General features: G+C 68.8%; 21 protein-coding genes. 2 read left to right on the top strand and 19 right to left on the bottom strand.

What is annotated here, in order from left to right:
- Positions 1 to 7: 7 nt before the first annotated feature.
- The 5 genes from Sp245p_RS24855 to Sp245p_RS24835 form a co-directional block, all read right to left on the bottom strand.
- Positions 8 to 922 (bottom strand): ABC transporter permease, encoded by a 915-nt coding sequence (locus Sp245p_RS24855; protein ID WP_014198820.1) that lies wholly within the window; start codon positions 920 to 922, stop codon positions 8 to 10.
- Positions 923 to 1,840: an ABC transporter permease gene (locus tag Sp245p_RS24850; RefSeq protein WP_014198821.1), complete on the bottom strand. Its 918-nt coding sequence runs from the start codon at positions 1,838 to 1,840 to the stop codon at positions 923 to 925.
- A gap of 61 nt (positions 1,841 to 1,901) precedes the next feature.
- Positions 1,902 to 3,431 (bottom strand): ABC transporter substrate-binding protein, encoded by a 1,530-nt coding sequence (locus tag Sp245p_RS24845; protein WP_014198822.1) that lies wholly within the window; start codon positions 3,429 to 3,431, stop codon positions 1,902 to 1,904.
- 84 nt (positions 3,432 to 3,515) lie between these two features.
- On the bottom strand, positions 3,516 to 4,268 hold the full coding sequence (locus tag Sp245p_RS24840) for an IclR family transcriptional regulator (protein WP_014198823.1): 753 nt from the start codon (positions 4,266 to 4,268) through the stop codon (positions 3,516 to 3,518).
- A 432-nt stretch (positions 4,269 to 4,700) separates the two neighbouring features.
- Positions 4,701 to 4,973, bottom strand: coding sequence for an ethanolamine ammonia-lyase light chain EutC (locus Sp245p_RS24835; protein WP_109138984.1), 273 nt, complete (start codon positions 4,971 to 4,973; stop codon positions 4,701 to 4,703).
- Between the two features lie 69 nt (positions 4,974 to 5,042).
- On the opposite strand from Sp245p_RS24835, the gene Sp245p_RS35110 reads away from it, so the two are divergent.
- On the top strand, positions 5,043 to 5,207 hold the full coding sequence (locus Sp245p_RS35110; RefSeq protein WP_165359997.1) for a hypothetical protein: 165 nt from the start codon (positions 5,043 to 5,045) through the stop codon (positions 5,205 to 5,207).
- A 109-nt stretch (positions 5,208 to 5,316) separates the two neighbouring features.
- On the opposite strand, the gene Sp245p_RS24830 is transcribed toward Sp245p_RS35110, so the two are convergent.
- Genes Sp245p_RS24830 through Sp245p_RS24800 form a run of 7 tightly spaced genes read right to left on the bottom strand, consistent with a single transcriptional unit; the run spans position 5,317 to position 12,782 of the window.
- Positions 5,317 to 6,312, bottom strand: coding sequence for an MDR family oxidoreductase (locus tag Sp245p_RS24830; RefSeq protein WP_014198826.1), 996 nt, complete (start codon positions 6,310 to 6,312; stop codon positions 5,317 to 5,319).
- Positions 6,313 to 6,356: 44 nt separating this feature from the next.
- Positions 6,357 to 7,124, bottom strand: coding sequence for an enoyl-CoA hydratase/isomerase family protein (locus Sp245p_RS24825; protein WP_014198827.1), 768 nt, complete (start codon positions 7,122 to 7,124; stop codon positions 6,357 to 6,359).
- Between the two features lie 58 nt (positions 7,125 to 7,182).
- Positions 7,183 to 8,808 (bottom strand): class I adenylate-forming enzyme family protein, encoded by a 1,626-nt coding sequence (locus tag Sp245p_RS24820; protein ID WP_014198828.1) that lies wholly within the window; start codon positions 8,806 to 8,808, stop codon positions 7,183 to 7,185.
- Positions 8,809 to 8,862: 54 nt separating this feature from the next.
- Positions 8,863 to 9,663, bottom strand: a complete 801-nt coding sequence (locus Sp245p_RS24815) for an ABC transporter permease (RefSeq protein ID WP_014198829.1) — start codon at positions 9,661 to 9,663, stop codon at positions 8,863 to 8,865.
- Positions 9,660 to 10,538 (bottom strand): ABC transporter permease, encoded by an 879-nt coding sequence (locus Sp245p_RS24810; RefSeq protein ID WP_129557222.1) that lies wholly within the window; start codon positions 10,536 to 10,538, stop codon positions 9,660 to 9,662. The genes Sp245p_RS24815 and Sp245p_RS24810 overlap by 4 nt, the downstream gene beginning before the upstream one ends.
- A gap of 14 nt (positions 10,539 to 10,552) precedes the next feature.
- Positions 10,553 to 11,617, bottom strand: a complete 1,065-nt coding sequence (locus Sp245p_RS24805; protein ID WP_014198832.1) for an ABC transporter substrate-binding protein — start codon at positions 11,615 to 11,617, stop codon at positions 10,553 to 10,555.
- Positions 11,618 to 11,639: 22 nt separating this feature from the next.
- Positions 11,640 to 12,782: an ABC transporter ATP-binding protein gene (locus Sp245p_RS24800; RefSeq protein WP_109139037.1), complete on the bottom strand. Its 1,143-nt coding sequence runs from the start codon at positions 12,780 to 12,782 to the stop codon at positions 11,640 to 11,642.
- A gap of 156 nt (positions 12,783 to 12,938) precedes the next feature.
- On the opposite strand from Sp245p_RS24800, the gene Sp245p_RS24795 reads away from it, so the two are divergent.
- The gene (locus tag Sp245p_RS24795; RefSeq protein ID WP_158310437.1) at positions 12,939 to 13,655 is read left to right on the top strand and encodes a TetR/AcrR family transcriptional regulator; all 717 of its coding nucleotides are present in this window, start codon (positions 12,939 to 12,941) and stop codon (positions 13,653 to 13,655) included.
- Between the two features lie 45 nt (positions 13,656 to 13,700).
- Here the strand turns inward: Sp245p_RS24795 and Sp245p_RS24790 are convergent, their stop codons facing one another.
- The 7 genes from Sp245p_RS24790 to Sp245p_RS36570 all read right to left on the bottom strand — a co-directional run bounded on the left by Sp245p_RS24790 (position 13,701) and on the right by Sp245p_RS36570 (position 21,731).
- A complete protein-coding gene (locus Sp245p_RS24790; protein WP_014198836.1) occupies positions 13,701 to 14,891 on the bottom strand; it encodes an NnrS family protein in 1,191 nt (396 codons plus the stop codon).
- 26 nt (positions 14,892 to 14,917) lie between these two features.
- A complete protein-coding gene (locus tag Sp245p_RS24785) occupies positions 14,918 to 16,132 on the bottom strand; it encodes an NnrS family protein (protein WP_014198837.1) in 1,215 nt (404 codons plus the stop codon).
- Positions 16,129 to 16,902 (bottom strand): ABC transporter ATP-binding protein, encoded by a 774-nt coding sequence (locus Sp245p_RS24780; protein ID WP_014198838.1) that lies wholly within the window; start codon positions 16,900 to 16,902, stop codon positions 16,129 to 16,131. Before Sp245p_RS24780 ends, Sp245p_RS24785 begins: the two co-directional genes overlap by 4 nt.
- Positions 16,903 to 16,923: 21 nt before the next feature.
- Positions 16,924 to 19,209 carry a TonB-dependent receptor family protein gene (locus Sp245p_RS24775; RefSeq protein ID WP_109138981.1) on the bottom strand — a complete coding sequence of 762 codons (2,286 nt, stop codon included), beginning with the start codon at positions 19,207 to 19,209 and terminating at the stop codon, positions 16,924 to 16,926.
- Between the two features lie 164 nt (positions 19,210 to 19,373).
- Positions 19,374 to 20,198, bottom strand: a complete 825-nt coding sequence (locus tag Sp245p_RS24770; RefSeq protein ID WP_014198840.1) for an ABC transporter permease — start codon at positions 20,196 to 20,198, stop codon at positions 19,374 to 19,376.
- 8 nt (positions 20,199 to 20,206) lie between these two features.
- On the bottom strand, positions 20,207 to 21,199 hold the full coding sequence (locus tag Sp245p_RS24765; protein WP_014198841.1) for an ABC transporter substrate-binding protein: 993 nt from the start codon (positions 21,197 to 21,199) through the stop codon (positions 20,207 to 20,209).
- Between the two features lie 265 nt (positions 21,200 to 21,464).
- Positions 21,465 to 21,731 carry an integrase core domain-containing protein gene (locus Sp245p_RS36570; protein ID WP_158310438.1) on the bottom strand — a complete coding sequence of 89 codons (267 nt, stop codon included), beginning with the start codon at positions 21,729 to 21,731 and terminating at the stop codon, positions 21,465 to 21,467.
- Positions 21,732 to 21,823 lie beyond the last annotated feature (92 nt).

Below are 21,823 nucleotides of genomic sequence, written 5' to 3'. Positions count from 1 at the left end.
GGGGACCTCACGTGCGGCCGTCCGGGGCGGTGACGTCGCGGACGCCGTCGCCGACCAGATTGATGGCCAGCACCAGCAGGAATAGGGCGACGCCCGGAATGGCGATGAGCCAGGGTTCGAAGAACAGGTTGGAGCGCCCCTCGGCGACCATCAGGCCCCAGGACGGCAGCGGCGGCTGCACGCCCAGCCCGAGGAACGACAGCGCCGCCTCCAGCAGGATGGCGTGCGCCATCTCCAGCGTGGCGACGATGATGAGGTTGTTGAGCACGTTCGGCAGGATCTCGCCGAAGATGATGCGCGGCACCGAACAGCCCACCGCCTGCGCCGCCAGGACGTAGTCCTGGCTGGTGGCCTGGATGGTGGAGGTGCGCATGACGATGGCGAAGCGGTCCCACAGCAGCGCGCTCAGCACCAGGATGACCACCTCCAGCGAACCGCCGAACAGCGCCACCACCGCCAGCGCCACCAGCACCACCGGCGTGGACAGCCGCACGGTCACCAGGAAGGTCACCACCATGTCGACGCGCCCGCGAAAATAGCCGGCGCAGACGCCGAGCGTCGTGCCGATCACCCCGGAGCCGAGCGCCGCGGCGAAGCCGATGAGCAGCGACACGCGGGCGCCGTACAGCAGACGGCTGAGATAGTCGCGGCCGAGATGGTCGGTGCCGAGCGGGTGGGTCCAGCTTCCCTCGGCGTTCCACACCGGCGGCACCAGCCGCTCCATGAGATCCTGCCGGTAGGGGTCGTCGGGCGCGACGAAGGGGGCCAGCACGGCGAGCAGGAGGATCAGGCCGAGCACGGCGAGCCCACCCATGAGGCTCCAATGGCCGAGGATGCGGCGGCGCAGGATCTGGCCGGGGGTCGGCGGCGGCGCGGCGGCGGCGGACGCGGCCGGTGCCCGGAGGGTTTCGGACATGGTCATTCAAGCCACCCGGATGCGCGGGTCGAGCCACGCGTTGAGAAGGTCGGCGATCAGGCTGAGGACGACGTAGAAGCTGGACAGCACCAGCACGATGGCCTGCACGGTGGGCAGGTCGGAGCGGCTGATCGATTCCCAGGCGAGCTGGCCGGTGCCGTGCAGGGCGAACACCGTCTCCACCACCACCGAGCCGCCCAGCATGAAGCCGAACTGCACCGCCGACAGGCTGACCACCGGGATCACGGCGTTGCGCAGGGCGTGCTTGAGCAGCACCACGGCCGGATGCAGCCCCTTGGCCCGCGCGGTGCGGATGTAGTCGGAGGCCAGCACTTCAAGCATGCCCGCCCGCGTCAGCCGCATGATCGCCGGCGTGGCGTAATAGCCGAGCACCACGGTCGGCATGACGAAGTGCTTCCAGGTTCCCGAACCGGACGGCGGCAGCAGCGGAAAGGTGATGCTGAACAGCACGACCAGCACCAGGGCGAACCAGAAGGTCGGCATGGCCTGCCCGGTGACGGAGACCAGCAGCGCCGCGCGGTCGATCCAGCTGTTCGGCCGGATCGCTGCGATGATGCCGAGCGGCAGCCCGACGCACAGCGCGAAGGCCAGCGCCAGCCCGCCGAGCGTCATGGTGGTCGGCAGCTTGTCGGCCAGCATGCGGCTGACCGGCATGCGGAAATACAGGCTTTCCCCGAAGTCGCCCTGCAGCGCCTTGACCAGCCAGTCGGCGTACTGGACGGGCAGGGGGCGGTTGAAGCCGTAGGTCTCGCGGATGAACTCGATGTCGGACGCCGTGGCGGAGTGGCCGGCCATGGCCACCGCCGGGTCTCCAGCCGCCCGCAGCAGGGCGAAGGAGCCGACGGAGACCGTGACGGCGACCAGCACGGCCAGAAGCAGACGCTTCAAGCTGTAGGCCAGCATGGCGGACTCCACGGAAGGGAGGAGTGGTGAAGGGATGGCGGGGCGGCGGCCGGCGGACGGCTCATTTCCAGGTCACCGCGTAGAAGCGCGGGATCTCGTCCGCCGTCGGGGTGAAGGCGATGTCCTTGCTGTGGACGTAATTGACGTTGTAGGTGAACAGCGGCTGCCAGTAGGCCTGTTCGGCGATGCGCCGCAACGCCTTGCCGTAGAGATCCTTGCGCGTCGCCGGATCGATCGCCGAATCGGCGCCCTCCAGCCAGCCGATCACCTGCGGATCGCGGGCGTAATCGTCCTTCGACCCTTTGAAGAACTGGCTGACGCTGGCCGCCGCGTCGTTGATCGAGTAGGAGCCCCAGGACATGAAGGTGAAGTCGGTTTCGCCGTTGTAGACCTTGTCCCGCAGCGCCTCGTACTGCAGGTAGGTGAGCTTGGCGTTGATCCCGACGGCCTTCATGTAGCCGATCATCGCCTCGGCCACCGGACGGTCGCGGTAGGCGTGGAACTCGATGTCGAGGCCGTTGGGATAGCCGGCCTCGGCGAGAAGCGCCTTCGCCTTGACCGGATCGTAGTCGTAGGTCGCCACGTCCTGGACGCAACCGAACTGGGTCGGGAAGCAGACCGCGTCGATGACCTCGGAGGCGCCGCGGACCAGCCGCTTGACGATGGTCTTGCGGTCGATGGAATGGGCGATGGCCTGCCGGACCCGGACGTCGTTGACCGGCGAGGCGTGGCCGGTGCGGTTGGAGGCGTCGAACGCCAGATAGCCGAAGCGCATCGTCTGCGCGTTCTGCACCACGACGTTGGGCATGGACGCGAGCTTGGCCGCCTGATCGTTGGGCACGTTCCAGATCCAGTCGACGCCGCCGCTGAGCAGCTCGGCGATCTGGGTGTTCTGGTCGGGAATGGTGCGCTGGACGATGCGGCCGATGGTCGGCCGGCCCTTGGGGCTGCCGTCGAAATAGGCGCGGTTGGCTTCGAAGACGATGCGCTTGCCGGGATCGAACGCGGTCACCTTGTAGGGGCCGGTGCCGACCGGACGCAACCCCATGCCCTGGCTGCCGACCTTGGAATAATAGTCGCGCGGATAGATCAGCAGCGGTCCCGACAGGTACTCCAGGGCCAGCGGTGTCGGCGCCTTCATGGTCAGGCGCACCATGTGCGTGTCGATCTTCTCGACCTTCTCGATCCAATCCACGTTCTGCCGGCTGAGAACCCGGGTCGCCGGATCGGCCATCAGGTTCAGCGTGTAGACCACGTCGTCGGCGTCGAACGGCTCGCCATCGTGGAACCGCACGTCACGGCGCAGTTCGAATTCGATCGTTCGGTTGTCGACGAAGCGGTAAGAGGACGCGAGCAGCGGCTTGTAGTCGAAGGTCTGCGGATCGACGGTCAGCAGCGAGTCGAAGACCATGCGCGCGACCAGCTCGCCTTCGCGCAGGACGTTGAAGTAGCGGTCGAGCGTCGGCAGTTCGCCAGCCCAGGCGATGTTCAGCGTGTCGTCGGCCTTGCCGGCAGACGCCGGCGCCGGGGCGGCAAAAGACAAAAGGATGGCGGTGGCGGCCGCGGCGACCGCCCTCAGGGCATGGCTCATTTCTTTTCCTCCTGGGATGCGCGCCTTCTTCGGTGCGCGTCGGATGTGGTCAGAGGGCCGGGGGCATGGGTGTCATGAACGGCTTCATGGACGGCCGTCGGCGGTGTTCCAGACACGTTGGCCCCAGACGCGCTGGACATGATGGGCGATGATTTCGGCGACACGCTCCTGCCGGTCTTCCGGCAGACGGTCGGGAATGGCGGCGACGCTGACGGCGGCGACGATCCGGCCGTCGGCACCAAGGACGGGCACCCCGACCGCCGCGACGTTCGGGCGGAGGATGCCGTTGTTGAGCGCGTAGCCGAGTTCGCGGGCTTCGAAGACGAAGCGCCGGATGTCCTCCACCGTGAAGTCGGCATAGCTGGAGTAGCGCTGGGCGTTGGCCGCCAGCACGGCTTCGAGCTGGGCGTCGGGCAGGAAGGCGAGCAGGGCCAGACCGCCGCCACCGATGCCGAGCGGACGACGCGCACCGATGTCGAGCGTCAGGGTGCGGATCGGATAGCTGCCCTCCACCCGGTCGATGCACACCGCGTCGTTGCCCGACCGGATCAGCAGGAAAATGGTGTCCTCGACCTCCAGGGCGATCTGCTCCAGCGCCGGGCGCAGGCGGTCACGGATGGAGAATTCCTGGGCCGCCGCGCCGAGCACGGAAAGCTCCATCCCGAGATGATAGAGCTTGGAATAGGGATCGTGGGTCAGCAGCCCTTCCTGCGCCAACACCCCGAGGATGCGATGGGTGGTGGCGACCGACAACCCCGTCTCCGCCGCCAGTGCGTTGGCGCGGGCGCCACGGTCGTTGGTTCGCGCAACGGCGCGCAGAAGCGTGATCGCCCGCAAGATCGCCTGCGCTCCACTCGGGCCTGCGGTGCCGGCCTCGCGTTCGGGCGAAGGAGCTGGGTTTGATGACGGTGCTTTTGACACGGGAACGATCAATTCTGCGGTGTGTGGCTGGCGTTCGGATGATTGGCCAACCCAAACGTCGCGTCAACAAATCTTCTCGCAATATGAAAGTGGTTTCTCATAATATGAGAATACACGCGCAGTGTACCTCCCGAGTGTCAGGCCGGCGCCCATGGAATGGCGGCACGGTGACGCCTGGGCTGAGCTTGGCCACGCCGAACGGCTTGCGGTTTGCGCAGGGACAAAGAGGCTCGGGCGTCGTCACGGCAGATCGACGGCCTTGTTCCGCACGGTCAAAAGGAGGAGACCGCTCGGCCCAGCGCCGTCGATGCCGCGCTCACGCCGGTGCAGGACGCCGCTCGCGCGGGCTTACGGCCTTGGGAAGGAGGCGCTTGGTGGTGTGTCCGCGCCGCGATGCCCGGCACGCTCCGTGGGCGATGTGGACACCGGCCTGCTCCGCTCAAGGCGCTGGCCGACGGCGGCGGCGAGCGCGACACCGCTGACCCGCGCCCGCCAAACGCCCCGGACCAGATCGGCGATCCGCGCGACGGCCTGCTCCGGGGCCAGCCCGTCCAGCCGGATGTTGGAGATGCAGTTGCGAGCCGGGTCCGGGGCCCCGACCGCCGGCGCCCAGCACGCCATCCCGGTGGTGCTGGCCAGCGTGAAGGCCGCCGCGCAGGGGCTGGGGCTGATTCCACGGCCATCGCCGAAATGCTCTACGAGCGGGGCATCGGCGTGGTGTCGTCGGATGTCTTCATGATCAGCAAGACCAAGCCGGGCAACGGCATCCGCATCCACAAAGGCTCGGCCCGCAGCGACACCGAGTGGGACATCGCCCTCCCGTTGATCGCGACGCTGGTGCGCAAACCGGAGTGACGGGACGCCGTCGCGCAAGGGGCTCCGGCGACGTCGTTTCAGGGCGGCCCCGCCACGGAACCGCAAGGTTCCGCAGCGGGCGGGGCTGCCGGACGGGCCGGAACCGTCCTCAACGGGTCACGTCGACGACGACGCGGCCGCGGATCTTCCCGGCGAGAATCCTCGTCGCCAGTTCGGGCAGCGCGTCGAAGGGCTGCACCTCGTACATCGTCTTCAGCGCGTTCCGGTCCAGGTCGCGGGCCAGCCGTGCCCAGGCGGCGTCGCGGCGGTCCTGCGGAGCCATGACGGAATCGACGCCCAGCAGCGCGACGTTGCGCAGGATGTGCGGCAGGACCGACCCCGGAAGATCGGACGAGCCGGCTAAACCGCAGGCGGCGATGGCACCGCCCCAGACCGTCTGCGACAGGGCGTTGACCAGCGTCTGTCCGCCCACCGAGTCGACGCCGCCGGCCCAGCGCTCCTTCTGCAAGGGGGCGCCCTTGTCCAGAAGGGCGGCGCGGTCGATGAAGCCGCTGGCACCGAGACTGCGCAGGTAATCATGGGTTTCGGGCCGGCCGGTGGAGGCGACCACCGGGTAACCGCGCTTGGCGAGCAGCGCCACCGCGACCGAACCGACACCGCCGGCCGCCCCGGTGACCAGAACCTCCTTGCCGCCCGGCTGGACCGCGCCCCACCGCTCCAGCGCGTCCACGCACAGCGCGGCGGTGTAGCCGGCGGTGCCGATGCCCATGGCCTCTTCGAACGAGAAGGCGTCCGGCAGACGGGTCAGCCACTCCGCCTTTAGGCGCTGAAAGCGGGTGTAGCCGCCCCACTGGGTTTCCGACAGGCCCCAGCCGTTGGCGACCACCTTGTCGCCGGGCTTCCAGGCGGGAGAGCGGGATTCGACCACGGTGCCGGCGAGGTCGATGCCGGCGACCATCGGCAGCTTGCGGGCGATCCGGCCCTTGCCGGAAACGGCAAGTCCGTCCTTGTAATTGAGGGTGGAGCAGGCGACCTCGACCAGCACATCGTTGTCCGGCAGGTCGGCCAGCGTCAGCGTCGTGAAGCCACCCTTCGGCTTGCCGTCGACGTCCTCGATGACAAAGGCTGTGAAGTTCTCGGCCATGGTGGTTCTTTCTCTTCGTTGAAGACGATGTCGGATGGGCACCGTCACGCGCCGCCACGGAACACAGGGGCGCGCTTTTCCAGGAAGGCGCTGACGCCTTCGCGGGCGTCCGCCGCTTTTTCCAGCCGGCGGGCGACCGTCGCCTCATAGGCGCCGGCGGCGTCGATCCCCTCGCGCTCCCCCAGGATCACTCCGGCCTTGATCGCGGCCACCACCGAGGGCGCGTTCTTGGCGATGGCACGCGCCAGGACGAGCGCTTCCTGCAACGCCTCGCCCTGTCCGGCCAGACGGTTGACGAAGCCGGTTCGGTAGGCCTCGTCCGCGGGCAGGGGATTGGCCGTCAGCATCAGTTCCAAGGCGCGTGCGGACGACATCAGGCGTGGCAACCGGCCGATCTGCCCACCCTCCGGGAGCATGCCCAGGCGGGCGCCCGGCGACCCGAACGTCGCGTTGACGCTCGCGACACGCAGGTCGCAGGACAAAGCGAGGATGAGCGCGGCCGCGTAGCAGTGCCCGTTGACGGCCGCGATGACCGGCTTCGTCATGTCCCGCGGGCGCAGGAACGGGGCCTCTCCCAGATTCGTCGCCGCGTGGGCGCCGGAGGCGATTTCGTTCAGATCGTGTCCGCTTGAGAAGGCGATGTCGCCGGCGCCCGTCACCACGACCACCCGCACGGCGGCGTCGCCGTCCGCGTCGTTCAGGTGGCCTAGGAAATCCGCGGCCATCGTGCCTTCGAACGCGTTGCGCTTGGGTTCGTTGGAAATGGTCAGGATGCGGATCGCGCCCTCGGTCTGGGCGGTAATCTCGGGCATGTCAGAAGTCCTCTTCGAGGCCGGTTGGCTTTTTTCACAGGAAGACGGGGTGCAGGCGTCAGCGCCAGATCTTGTCCTGCCAGTCGTAGGCGCCGACGCGGAGGTCGGGCTTCTCCGCCAGCAGATGCTTCTTCTGCACACGCTGCGAATCCGTGAGGGGGAAGGAGTCGCGATACTCGTAGTAGCGGGGCACCTTGAAGGCCGCGAGATGCCGCCCGCAGTGATCGGCGATGCGCGCCGGCGTGCAGGTCGAGGGATCGACCCCCGGCGCCAGCTGGATGTAGGCCTTGATCTCCTCGCCGCGATAATCGTCGGGAACCGGAACGATCGCGGCGTCCTGGATTCCGTCGAGCGTGCGCAGCACCACCTCGACCTCGCGGGCCGAAATGTTCTCGCCGCTGCGGCGGACCATGTCCTTGGTCCGGCCCAGGATGTAGTGGTACCCGGAGGAGTCCACGCGGGCCAGATCGCCGGTGCGGAACCAGCCCTTGCGGAACGCCTGCGCCGTCGCCTCCTCGTTTCCGAAATAGCTCTTCAGCAGGCCGCGGCCACGCACGCAAAGCTCCCCGGTCGCGCCCGTCGGCACGGGGTTGCCGTCCTCGTCCGCGATCATCGCGTCCCGGAAGGGGGCGACCACCCCGCAACTGGCCGAGCCGGTCATCTCGGCGATCCGGTGCGCCGGCATGTAGGTGCCGCCGCCGATCTCGGTCATGCCGTAGAACTCCTGCCCGTACACGTCGAAGCGGCGCTGGAAGTCGGCGTGGCTTTCCGGACCAAACGCGAAGATGGTGGCCAGCTTGAGCGCGTTGTGCGCATCCGACGGCCGGGCCGGCTGCTTGTAGACCATTTCGAAGAGCGCGCAGTAGTCGCACTCCAGCTGCGCGACATCGAGCATGAAGCGCTTGGCGCCGGGCTTGCGCGGGAAGAAGGCGCAGCCGCCGCTCACCATCGCGTTCAGCAGGATCCTCTGCCCGACCATGTAGAAGAAGCTCGATCCCACGTAGAAGCGCCGCAGGTCCGTGGCGAAGAACTCGGTGGAGCTGCAGCCCAGGCAAAGCCAGTAGTCGTTGGTCAGCATGCAGGCTTTCGAGAAGCCGGTGGTGCCCGACGTGTACTGGAGATTGAGGACCGCGTCGGCGGAGCGGGGCGTGGACGGTGCGCGGCGGCCCTGCGCCTCGTCCATCAGCGTCTGCCAGCGGCGATGCCCGCCCAGCGCCCCATCGCCGATGACGATGACGCTGGACGGGGGAAGCGACACCGTCTCAAGCGCGTCGAGATGCGGCAGGAACTCCGCCTCCAGGATGAGGAAGGCGGCGAGCGAGGTCTTGAGCACATACTCGACCTCGCGGGAGGTGTAGGTGGCGTTCACCGGCACCATCACCGCCTGCAGGCGGGACAACGCCAGCCACGCGATGGGAAACTCCTCGCGGTTCCAGGCCATGACCGCGACATGCACGCCGGGGCCGATGCCGAGCGCGGCGAAAGCCGCGGCGGCGGTTTCGACCTTGGCCAGCACCTCGCCCCAGCTCCGCTCGACACCGTCGTCGATGAACCGCCACGCCGGGGCGTCCGGGTGCCGGGCGGCGGTTTGCGCCAGGAGGTCGAACACCGAATCCGGAAGCGTTGCCGTTTCCAGACGGCGGGCGAGAGCGTCGGGCTCTTCCGTGCGAAAATCTGCGAACATCACTCTTCCCATAGATGAGGGGTGGCCCGTAGATGAGGGGTATGTCGCGACCGGTTATCCCGCGCGCCGTGCGGCGCGGCGCTGGATGCGGTCGCTCAGGAAAACCGCGGCAAAGGTGGCCAGGATGAGCAGCGACGCGACCGCCGCGACAACCGGCGTCAGGTCGTGGCGCATGTCGGCCCAGATCCGCATCGGCAGGGTTTCGTTGCGGCCCATGACGAACAGGGCGATGACCAGTTCGTCGAAGGAGATGAAGAAGGCGAAGACGCCCGCCGAGATGACCGCCGGCCGGATGGTCGGCAGCGTGACGTGCCAGAAGGCCTCGTGCGGCCGGGCACCCAGAACCCGGGCGGCCCTGGCGAGCGTGTCGCCGGTCTGGCGCAGCGCTCCCGACACCGTCGTCGTGACGAAGGGCAGCGCGAGGACGGCGTGCACCAGCACGATGCCGCCCATGGAGCCGTACAGGCCGAAGCGGCTGAAGACGAGGAGCGTGCCGAGGGCGAGAATGATGACCGGCACGACCTGCGGACCCAGGAAGATCGGTCCCGCGATCCGCACCGCTCGGCCGTCGCGGCTCAGGACGAGCGCCGCCGCCGTGCCGACGACGGTCGCGAGCAGCGCGCTGGCGGCTGCGATGACCAGGCTGCGCCACGTCGCCTCGATCCAGCCGGGCGTGGCGAAGAAGTCCTCGTACCAGTGCAGCGTGAATCCGGTCGGCGGGAACTTGAGATAGCGGGTCTCGCTGACCGACATCGGCACCACCAGCAACAGCGGCAGCAGCAGATAGAGGAGGACGCCGACGAAATAGACGGGCAGGAGGTAGCGTCCGGACTGTTCCCACAGCGTTCGTTTCATCGCGTCCCTCCATGGCCGCTCAGCCGGGTGACGCGCCGGAAGAGCAGGGCGACGGCGCCCACCATCAGGAAGCCGGCGACCAGCAGCACCATCCCGAGAGCCGAACCCAGCCCCCAGTCGAGGGTCACCGTGATCTGCGTCGCGATGATGTTCGCGATCATGTTTTCCTTCGGCCCGCCGACCAGGGCCGGGGTGATGAAGAAGCCAAGGGCCAGGACGAAGGTGAGCATCCACGCGTTGACCGCGCCGCCGGCGCTCAGCGGCAGGAAGACGTGGAGGAAGCCACGCCACGGGGTGGCGCCGAGGATGCGCGACGCCAGCAGCAGGGAGCGGTTGATGGTCGTCATGCTGGAGAACATGACCAGGATGGCGACCGGCAGAAGCACCTGCACCATCGCGATGTACACGGCCCCTCGGCTGTAGAGCATCTGGAGGGGCGCATCGATGAGTCCCGCACCGATCAGCATGGAGTTCACCAATCCCTCGCGGCCCAGGACGACGATCCAGCCGAAGGTCCGCACCAGCACGCTGACCCAAAGCGGCGTCAGAATGAGCAGGAGGAGCATCGTGCGGCGCCGCGGCGGGCAGGACGCCAGACAATAGGCGGCGGGATAGCCGGCCAGGACGCAGGCGAAGGCCACGCCGGCGGCGAGCTGGAGCGTTCCGAACAGGATGGTGCGGTAGGGGCCCTCGGCAAGCGCTTCCCGGTAATGCTCCGCCGTCAGTCCGGCGTCGCCCTGCAGGCTCCACAGGGCGACCTCGCCCACCGGGACGAGGAAGGCCAGGAGGAACAGCAGGGCCGCCGGGGCGAGCAGCCAGAGGGACGAGAGGGGCGCGCGCCGTCGGCGCGCTGCCACCATCCCATCACGCGGCATGGAAACGCCGTCGCTCATTGCAGACGCCAAGTTTCCCACCGCTTCTGAATGCGCGGCAGGTTTTCGGCCCAGAACTCGGCGTTCAGCGCGAACTGCACATCCATGTTTTCCGGGCTGGTCGGCAGTTGTCTGGCCTCCTCCGCCGACAGGATCTTGTAGAGGTCGGGGTTGAAGCTGGAGTAGGGCATGGCGCGGGCGATCTCGGCCAGACGCTGCGGCTCGTTCCAGCAGTACTTCATGAACTGCATGGCCGCGGCGGCGTTGTTGGCGCCCTTGACGATCGAATAGTAGCTGACGTCGAGCGAGCCGCCGTTCCAGATCAGCGCGACCGGGAGCTTGTCCTTCTGCAACTGCTGGATCCGGCCGTTGAAGGCGGTCGCGTAGAACACTTCGCCGCTGGCCAGAAGCTGGACCGGCTGCTGCCCGCTGGTCCACCATACGGTGATCGCCGGCTTGATCTCGTCGAGCTTCTTGAAGGCGCGATCCACGCCTTCCGGCGAACGGAGCACGTCATAGACCTCGGACGGCTTCACGCCGTCGGCGATCAGCGCGAATTCCAGGTTCTCCGCCGGGGAGTTGCGCAGCGTGCGGGGGCCGGGGAACTGCTTGACGTCCCAGAAGTCCTTCCAGCCGGTGAAGGTCTTGCCTTCCGGCAGCTTGTCCGTGCGCACGCCGATGGTGGTGGAGTAGGCCACCGATCCGATCGCGTGGGTCTTGCGGGCGATCGGCGGCAGCTTGTTTTCGGGATCGACCACCGACCAGTCGATGGGCTCCAGCCAACCGTTCTTCTGCGACACCGGCAGACCGGAACGCTCGGTGGGCGCGATGTCCCACAGAATGTTCCTGGTGGTCTGCTGGGCGCGGATCTGGGCGAGGGAATCCTCCGTCGCGGCCTGCGTGACGGTGATCCCCGTCTCCTTGGTGAAGGGCTGGATGCAGATGCGGTTGAGCGTCTCCGCCCAGGCGCCGCCGTAATTCGCGATCACGACCGTCTTGTCGCGGGATTGAGCCATCGCCGCACCACCAGCGGCGCCGACGAGCGCCGCTCCGAGAGAGAGGCTCCACAGCAGCTTGTTCATAGAACGCTCCTCTTTCAGCTTTTCATCGACCGGTTCTGGGGAGGTCCGGAACGAGGACGACGTCGGACGGGCGGAGAACGAGGTTCGCTGTCTCTCCGCGTTCCGGGATCCGATCCCTGTCGCGTCTCTGTTCCCGGAAGTGGATGAGCGCACCATGGTCGGTGCGGGCGCTGTACTCGATCACGTCGCCCAGGAACACGGCCTCCTGGATGGTGACCGACACGGCGATGTCCGGCCCTTCGGCCGGGCGGCGTTGCAGCTTTTCGGGGCGAATGCTCGCGTACCAGGAGCCTGGACGGGCCGTGAATGCGTTTTCCCGATAGGTGACGCCGAGTTCGGGTATGGCCACCGATCCGGGTTGCGCCACGTCGGCGGCAAGCAGGTTGGTCTGCCCGATGAAATCGGCGACGAAGCGGCTTTGCGGCGCGTCGTACATTTCGGACGGCGTGCCGACCTGCTCGATCCGCCCGTCGCGCAACACGACGATGCGCGACGACATGGCCAGGGCCTCGCGCTGGTCGTGGGTCACATAGACCACGGTGCAGCCGAGCTGGTGCTGGATTTCCTTGATCTCGAACTGAAGCGCCTCGCGCAGTTTGAGATCGAGGGCGCCCAGCGGTTCGTCCATGAGCAGGACCGGAGGCTCGAACACGATGGCCCGGGCGAAGGCGACGCGCTGCTGTTGCCCGCCGGACAGGTCGCGCGGCATGCGACCGGCCAACGGGCCGAGCCGCACGATCTCCAGCACCCGCTCCACCCGCTCCTTGATGTCCCGGCGCGGCATACGGCGCATGCGCAGCGGGAAGGCGATGTTGTCGAACACCGACATGTGAGGGAACAGGGAGTAGTTCTGGAACACCATCCCCAGGTTTCGCCGCTCCGGCGGCTCGTCGATCACTGAACGCCCGTCGATGCGGATATCGCCCGAGTCGGCCGTGGAGAAGCCCGCAAGTGCATTGAGCGCGGTGGTTTTGCCGGACCCGCTCGATCCAAGGATCGTCAGGAACTCTCCGGGACGAATCGTCAAAGAGAAATCATGAAGCGCCTTTACCGATCCATAGGCCTTCCTGACGGATTGGAACTCGATCGTCGCGCCGGTGGACCTCGTTTGCAGGTTCGCCTCCCTGGTCAAGGTGCCACTTGAAGGTTTATTCACGTCCACCATCGTAGGTACCATCGGCCTGTCCAGTGATGACGCATTGTATAAAAATGACAGTATGTATAAAAACATACCGCGTCAAGAGGGTACAGTGCGATTGTCCAACATTCATGGTCAGGACCGATTCGGTCGAAGGGTGAGGGCGCAAGGATGCGGGAGGGTGTGGATGAACCGGGAAGCGAGCCCGCGTGCGGCGAAGGCTCCGCTCCGCTGTTCTTTGAAGACGTGCTCGCGATGTGGAGCCGGGAACGGACGCGCCCGAAACGGGAGCGGACGCGCTACATGCTGCTCTCGATCGTCGCCCGCCACCTTCGCACGTTTTCGGGAAAACTGATGACCGTCGAGGCGCTGCTCGACGAAGCTGGGTTGTCCCGGGGCACGTTCTATAACCACTTCAAGGATATGGACGAGTGCGCGGCCGTCCTCGTCACCCTGTTCTTCGAGCATGTGACGTATCGGCGCTCCGCAACCCGGGGGCCGAGGAGCAGTTACGACGCGATCCTGGACGCCAACACGGTCTATTGCCGCGCTTACGAGGCGAACGCGGGCGTCTACAGCCTGTTCTCCGAACTCGCCACGCGTGACCCGGAGGTGCTGCGCATGCGCGAACGCATGAATTCCGAGTGGGTCGAGCGCATCATAGCGGTGGTCGCCCGCCGTCGCGGCCATCCCTTCACCGAGGGCGAGCGCGGCAAATTCGAAGGCGTGCTGAGATTGATGATCGCGATGACGATCGAAAGCCTTCGCGAGCGGTTCGTCCATGGCGACGCGCTGCTGTGCCGGTCGTTCCCCACCGCCGACAGCTTGGCAAAAGCTCTGTCGGACCAGTGGCACAAGGCGATGGCGGAGTTCGACGGTCCAGCCACCGACGCCACGTGAGACCCTGCCCAAGCCGGGCGCCGGTTTCCCTCTCCGGACGGACTCTCAGTCCGGTGTCGCCGGCCGTACGGTCCCGCTCGCCCAGCGGCCTGACCTCCGCCCATGAAGCAGCGCGAACGTCAGGAAGGCGGCGATCCACAAGGCACCCGCCAGCGGAATCAGCAGCATCGTGCGCTGCGGGTCGAGCGCGGCGGCGATCCGCGCGCAGGCCGCTGCCGCCACGGCGAGGTGGATGCCGGTCGTCAGCCGGGAGGCCATGGGCGCAGGCCCACTGTGGCCGACGGCGGTCCGCGCCAGCACCGTCAGGGCTATGCCGCCAATGGCGCCCATGGTCCAGGCGTGGAGCGCCGCGGCGTTGAAGGCCGTACCGCCGCCCAGCGAGGCCCAGGCCGCCAGCAGGAACCCGGCCGGGATGAAGGCGCAGGAAGCACGGAGGACGGCCACGGATCGCCCGGACGGCGCGTGACGCGGTCGCCACCGCGCGAGTCGCGCCGCCTGCGTTAATCCGGCGGCCAGCAGCAGGGCGCCGGACAGGTGTTCGTTCAAAACGCCCTCGTCCTGAACGATCCAGATCCCGAGGGCAAGCAGCCCGAGCCCCTTCGCCGCCCCGTCGACGCGGGAGGAGGGAACTTGCGGAGGGGAGGGGCCGCACGCCTTCCGCCGTCCTCCGGCGATGCCCGGCATGATCCCGGCCTCCAGCACGGTCCAGGCCAGAAGCGCCGCCACCGCGAGGCGCGTGCCGTAGGCGCTTTGCCCGAAGCGCCACTGCTCCCAATGGAACAGGCCCTGCGCGCCGACCAGGACGGAAAGGACGGTGAGGATCGTCAGGTTGCGGCCGTTTCTCGTCAGAAGGAATTCCCGTCCGGCCACAGCGAGGAGGGCGACCGGGAACAGCAGGGCAAGCAGCCCGACGGTCAGCGGCTCCAGCGCCGCCGATCCGGCCAAGCCCAGCCGTCCGACGATCCAGACGGCCAGCAGCATGGTCAGAGGCCAGCCGGCCGGAGGCGGATGACCGGTTCGGTTCGGCGCCGCCGTCAGCAGAACGCCACCGATGATGGCCGGCACGACGCCGAACAGAAATTCATGCGCGTGCCAGGAGGAGGGTGAGAGCGCCATCTCCGGACTGATGAGGCCGAGGAACCACGGCACCCAGACGGCGGCCAGCGCTGCGGCGTGGAGCGCTCCGAAGAGGAGGAAGGGGCCACCGCCGGCTTTGGAGGAGGAGGGGGGATTCATGGGGGTTCGCCTGTCTCGCCGCGGGATCAGCACACGGCGGCCTCCTCCACGCGGGGGCGCGACAGGAAGGGCCAATAGACCTTGAGCCAGGATAGGAAGGCTGCCGCCCAGAGCAGGGCCGCCAGCGCGTGGGGCGGTCCGGGCGGCGCCGGCAGGACGCCCAGCTCCGGCAGGACCCGCAGGGCCACGGCCCCGATCAGCAGCGCAACGGCCAGACGCGCCGCCGCTGGAAGGGGAAAGGTCCGGCCGGTGTGGAACAGCCCGGCGATGGCGAAGACCGCCAGCACGCCGAGGCCCAGCCCGCCTATCAGCGCCAGATGCAGCGCCGGCGTCTCGGCGAACCCGGCCCCCAGCCGGGAAGCGCCGACCAGCAGCAGCCCGGCGCCCGCCATCAGGCTCGACCCGGCCAGGGCCAGGATCTCCGCGCGGAAGACGGCGCGTCCGATGAAGGATTCCGCGACCCGGTCGAGAAAGGCGGCCCCGGCGGCGATGAAGAGATAAGCGCTCACCGCGGGCGACAGCCCGGCGACCTCCCCGGCCAGGGCGATGGCGACCAGACCGGGCGCCAGATTGAGGCGTCCCGGATGGGGCCGGTAGGGCGAACTGCTCTGACCGGGGTCGAGCACGAGATTCGTGACGGGCACCGAAATGCGCGTCAGAACGAGACCGAGCAACCCGAGCAGCACCAGACCGGCGGCGTGCAGCCCGGCCTGCGCCCGTTCCACGTCACCGATGACGAACGCGGCGTGAACCACGGCACCGGACACCGCGAGCGCGCTCAGCCAGAGGAGAACGCCGACCAGCCGGACCGTGCGCTTGCGCCAGGACACCGCCGCGACGTAGACGGGCAGGGCGGCGAGCCACGCCGTGTCGGCCACCGCGACGACGACGGCCGCCGCGTCGGCGCCGGCCAGACCGGCGACCCGTCCGATTCCCCACAGCGCCGCCAGCGCGAAGAGGGCGCGGCCCTGAAGCCGCCGGCTGTCGGTCCATTCCGGGATGGCCGTGGTGATGAAGCCGAGCACCGCGGCGCCGAAGGAGCCGAACAGCATCTCGTGCGCGTGCCACAGTCCCGGCGGGATCGCGCCGTCGAAGGGCAGGGCGAAGCCGTTGACCACCGCCCACAGCAGCGGCCACAGAGCGGCGTGCAGGGCCGACAGCGGGAAGAACAGACGCAGCCCCTCGTCGCCGAGGATGTCGGCGAGGGTCGGCGCGCGGGCGGTTTGGATCGCGTCCGTCATGGCGTCCGCCTTTCGTCGATGTCGTGGATGTGGCGGAACAGCGGGTCGTCGGTCAGGAATTCGGCGACCAGCCGGTAGACAGTGCCGTCGTCGCGCCCGCCCGGTTCGCCGGGAACGGCGCGCGTCCCGGCGATGCCGCGCCCCTGCGCGTCCATGACCACGACGCGGTGGGCGATGCGCACCGCCTCCATCAGGTCGTGGGTGATGAACAGGGCGCCGAAGCGCGCCCCGCGCGCCGCCTCGATCACCAGATCCTGCATGCGGCGCTTCAGGGCGACGTCGAGCGCGGTGAAGGGCTCGTCGAAGTAGACGAAGTCGGGGTCGATCGCCAGCGCCCGCGCGATGGCGGCGCGTTGGCGCATGCCGCCCGACAGCTCGACGGGGTATTTGTCGAGGTCGGCGCGGTCGAGCGCCACCCGACACGCGGCCTCCTCCGCCCGTTCCCGCCGTTCGCGGCGGGGCAGGCCGAGCAGGCGCAGCGGGTAGGCGATGTTGGCCCGTGCCGTCGCCCAGGGCAGCAGGCGCGGGTCCTGGAACACCATGCCGTGGCGGCGGTAGCGCCGCGCGACGCGGCCCCGCGACGGCTCGACCACCCCGGCGGCGATGTGCGCCAGCGTGCTCTTGCCGCAGCCCGAGGGACCGACGAGCGCCGCCACCTCGCCCGCCGCCAGCGATAGGTCCACGGCGTCGAGCACCGTGCGGCCGAGATAGGCGTGGCCGATGCCGGACAGCGTCAGGGAGGGGGTGGCGCCCGTCGTTTCCAGGGTCATGGCAGGGTGCCTTTCCGATTTTTAGAAGCTGACCTTCAGGCCGGCGTAGAAGGCCCGACCGTCGCCCGGCAGATAGACCGCCTGGGTGGGCGACGCCTGATCGACGATCAGGGTCGAGGAGGCGTAAGTCGCGTCGAAGATGTTGCGCACCTCGCCATAGACGCTGACACGCTCGTTGATGGCGTAGGTGCTGCGCAGGTCGACGGTGGCGTAACCGTCCGTGTAGACGCTGTTCATGTTGTCCACGGGGGTCCTGCCGGGATACCAGTCCACCTCCGCCCCCACCGACCACGCACCGGTGATGTCGTAGCGCGCGGAGGCGTTGATGACGTGGCGCGGCGCGCCGGCCAGCCGGTTGTCGCCGCGCACCGGATCGTCCTGGAAGCGGAAATCCTGGAAAGTGTAGGCGATCCGTCCGCTCAGCCGCTCGGTGAGGAAGGCCGACAGCCCGAGATCGACGCCGAAATGCCGCGTCCGGTCGGCGTTCACCGCGCCGAGCGAGGCCCCGCTGGCGTCGCGCAGGCTCAACAGCTCGTTCTTGACCCAGGAGTAATAGGTCCCGGCATCGACCGCGACGACCCCGAAACGGCCGCGCCAACCCGCCTCGACGGTGGTCGCCGTCTGCGCCTTGAGGTCCGGCGTGCGGTAGGCGGTGGAGACGAGGCCGGGCTGGGCTGGGTTCGGGCGGCCGGCGCTGCTGTTCGGCGTGCCGTTGACGGTGGCGATCAGGTCGTCGTGGGTGGGCGGCTCGAAACTGCGGCTGACCGCGGCGTAGAGGGTGTGGTCCTCCAGCGGCTTCCAGGTCAGGCCGAGGCTGGGGCTGAACCCGGTGTAGCTGCGGTCGTAGCTGGTGTCGCCGGCGGGGATCGAACCGGCGGGCAGCGTCACCCGCGGGTTGGCCGGGTTGAAGGCGATGGTCGGCCGCCGCGCCGCGCCGAAGGTGTCGTCGTTCTCGCGCGTGGCGTGGGTGACGGTGACCGCCGGGGACAGGGTGACCGCGTTGCCCAGCGGCAGGTTCAGGCCGCCGTGGAGCGCCAGGGTGGAGGCGTCCATCGTGCTGCGCCCGAACAGGGCGCCCTGGCTGCCGGCGTTGTTCAGGTAATCCTCGCGGTCCGCCGAGCCGACGACGTAGCGCAGGGTCGTCTCGAACAGCGGCAGGGGCTGGCTGGCGTCAGGGCTGTAGGCGTAGCGCGCGACGGCGGTGACGTCGCCACCCTCCGTCTTGCGGATGCCCGAGGAGATCGGGAAGCGGAACGTGTCGTCGGTGTGGGTGTAGCCCAGCGCCACGTCCAGCAGGTGCGCCCCGAAGGTCGCCGTCGTCCGGTTGCCGATGCGGAACTGCTTGGCCTCACGCTCGGGCCGGTCGCGGACGACGTTCGGTCCCGGATTGGTGGCGACACCGTTGACCACGCGAGGGCCGGTGTAGACCGCCTTGGGGTTCGATTCCAGAAGCTGGCGGGTCAGCGGACCGGCGACGTCGAAGGACAGGTCGGTATAGCCGGCGAAGAAGCGGGTGGTGACGGTGTCGGACAGCACGGCGCCCACATTGGCGTCGAAGCCGGTGCGCTCGGAACTGTTGTAATCGCGGTAGCCGTCGCGCTGGCTGCGCTGGACCTGGACCAGCCCGTCGAGATGTCCGGCGCTGCCGCCGGCCTGCAAGGCGGTGTTGAACTGGCCGAAGCTGCCGCCCTCGACTCCCAGCCGGTAGCCCGGCGCGGAGGAGCCGGTGGGGGAGATGACGTTGATCGCCCCGCCCAGCATGCTGGCGCCCAGCCGGTTGGCGGTGTAGCCGCGGTAGATCTCGGTGAACTCCGCCTGCCGCGGGTTGGCCAGCCCGACGATGTAGGAACCGTCGGCCCGGTTCAGCGGCAGGCCGTTCTGCAGGGCCAGGATGCCGCGCTCCACCGGATTCTGTTGGAGCCCGGAGCCACGGATCTGAATGCGCGGCTGGTCATTGCCGCCGAAGAAGTTCTGAACCACCACGCCGGGCACCCCGGACAGCGCGTCGGACACCGTGACGTTCGCCTTGCCGGCCAGATCTTCCTCCGCCACCAGGGCGGTGCCGCCGGGGATCGCCTCCAGACGGCGGCGGGCGGTCGCCTCGGCGCTGTCGGCCTGTCCCTCGACCATGACCGGGGAGAGCACGACGGCGGCCCCCGGTGCCGCCGACTGCGCGTGGGCCGGCGGCGAGGCCGCGGCGCCCAGGGAGGCCAGGGCCAATCCGGCCAGAAGGATGGGGGCGCGGGTGGCGGTGTCCGCTCGCGCGGTTCGGAACGCCGCTTGGCCGGCCTGTCCCCGTGTCGTCATGGTGCTCGTTTCCCCGAAAAAGCCGATGCCTCGGACTTAAATGCAAATGATTGTCGTTCGCATTTTATCGGCCTTTCGGACGGGCTGTTTGTCCGCGGTCAAGTTCGAGGCGGAAAAGCAGCGTGCACGATCGATTTTCTCCCCGCTGGCGCCGGCCTTGGCGGTCAGCGCTTGACGCCCCAGGGGCGCGCGGCGTTGCGCCAGCGCTCGAACTCGGACCGGATGGGGTGGACGAGCGTGTATTCGACCACGATCAGCCCGGTCACCGCGATCAGCACCCAGGCCAGCGCCTCGGCCACGTCGAGGTTGGCGCGGGCGGCGGCCAGCGCGCCGCCGATGCCGCCGGTGTTGGCGAGAAGCTCGGCCATCACCGCCACCTTGAAGGCCGAGCCGAGCGCCACGGTCAGCGCCGGGAACAGGAAGGCGGCGACGTGGCGCAGCCCGAGCGTGGTCAACCGGGCGAGCGGGCCGGCACCGAAGGCACGGGCCATGTCGTCCAGCCCGCGGTCACGGGTGACGGCGCCCTCGGCCACGCCGACGAAGACCACCGGGGTCGCGGCGACGAGAACCGTCGTGATGATCGTTCCGTCGGTGGAGCCGAACCAGATCATCGCCAGCACGATCCAGGCGATGGGCGGGACCCCCAGCAGGACGGTCAGGATGGGGCGGGCCAGCCGCATCGTCGCGGGGGAATAGCCGGCGGCCAACCCGCCCGCCGCACCGGCCAGGGCGGCCAGCGCGAAGCCCTCGACCGCGCGCAGCGTGGTCTGTCCGGCCAGCTCCCAGGCGGTGGGATCGGCGGCGATGGTTAGGCCGGCGGCCAGCGTCGCCAGCGGGGCCGGCAGGATGAAGTCGCCGTAGCGCTCATGCCCCGCCTGCCAAAGGGCGGCGAACAGGGCCAGCCCGGCCAGCCCGGCCCAGCCCGACCACAGGAATTGCCCGACCCGGCCCAGCCGGTCGAGAACCGCGTCGGCGCGCGCCGTCGTCATGCCGCACCTCACAGATAGAAGTCCGCCGCCGGCAGCGCGCCGCCGATGATCTTGGGGTCGAACTCCGCCAGGGCGCGGAAGACGGCCTCCATCGGTTCGCGGACGGCGCTGGCGCGCTGGGCGACCAGATTGGAATGGGGGATCGCCTGCTCGATGACCGGCCAGGGCAGGCCGAGCGGCGCCGCGGCGTCGCTGGCGGCCCGCGCCGGGTCGGCGTTGACCGAGGCGGTCGCCGTGGCCAGCGCGTCGTGCAGCGCCTCGACGGCGGCGGGGTGCTCCGCCAGGAAGGCGGCGGAGACGCCGAGGCCGGCCTGCGGCAGCACGGTCGCCAACCCGGTGGCGGCGCCCCAGGCCTGCTGGATGTCGAGAACCCGCGTCACCGTCTTGCCGGCCATCCCGGCGCGCAGGATGGCGGCGGAGGCCGCCGGCTCGGGCAGCAGGGCGGCGTCGGCCCGTCCGGTGACGAGAAGCTGGATCGCCTCCATCGGCGTGCCGGTGAATTGAAGGGCGACATCACCGTCGGCGGTCAGCCGCTCCGCCGCCAGGAGGCGCCGGAACACGTATTCCGGCGTGTCGTTGCGGAAGGGGATCGCGACGCTCCGGCCTTTCAGCGCGGCCACCGAAGTCAGCGACGGATCGGCGGACAGCAGATAGAGCAGCCCGTTGGTCATCACGTTGACCAGCCGGACGCCGAGCCCCTTGTTGAACAGGTTGGCGGCGGACTGGGTCGGCAGCACGAAGGTCTGCATGGTGCCGGAGGTCAGGCCGGCGCGCAGTTCGTCGGGGGTGCGCCACGCCTTGAACACCACCTTGTCGGCGACCGGGCGGAGCAGGCCGGAGGCGATGGCGTGAACCAGCGTGATCGACGGACCCGCCGGCGGTCCCCACAGGGTCAATAGCGGCAAGGGGGCCGTGGCGGCCGCCGCGGTGCGGCGGAGGGCGGGAGCGGCCAGCAGGGCGGCGAGCCCTGCCAGCGCGGTGCGGCGGTTCGGGCGGATCATTGGAAAGGCCTTTCACGGAGTGCCGTCTTGGCGGTGTGGCCTGCGTTGTCGTGCCGGCCCGGCTTTACGCGGACGATGTCCCGCTTCAGCGCGGTGACGGCTTTCCGAGGCTCTTGGATGAAGGCTTGCGGATTTTTGCGCATGATGGTGTCTCCAACCGGGGCCGCATGCTCATGAGCGGTGTCGGACGCGACAGTGCCGGCCGGCCGGTCGGGGATCGTTGCGCAAGAACAAGTTGGATTGCCGGGGGCGTTGAATTCCGTGGCTAAACTGGCTGGCCTGCTCCCCAAGCTTCCTTCGCTCCGGGTGGGAGTCCTCTCATGTGATGCCCTGACCGGGCGTTGATGGCAACCGGGGCATGCCCCGGCGCCGCTTTCAGAGGCATCCGCGTGGCGACCTCGACCGGCGTGGCGCCGCCGAGGCCGGTATGCGGTCGGACGTTGTTGTAATCGCTGTGCCACACTGCCAGGAGGGCATGGGCATGGGCATGGGCATGGGCATGGGCGAGGTGAACAGCGTCTCGTTGAGGCACCCGTCGCGCACCTCCGCCGTTGGCCTGCCGGCTTCCTGCTCGCGCAGGCTTCCAATGAGTTGATCCTCGCTGAACCGGCTCTTCTTCATGTC

The organism is Azospirillum baldaniorum, assembly GCF_003119195.2.
Lineage (GTDB): Bacteria > Pseudomonadota > Alphaproteobacteria > Azospirillales > Azospirillaceae > Azospirillum > Azospirillum baldaniorum.
The sequence above is the reverse complement of the archived record's forward strand: the minus strand, read 5'-3'. Positions and strand labels throughout refer to the sequence as shown.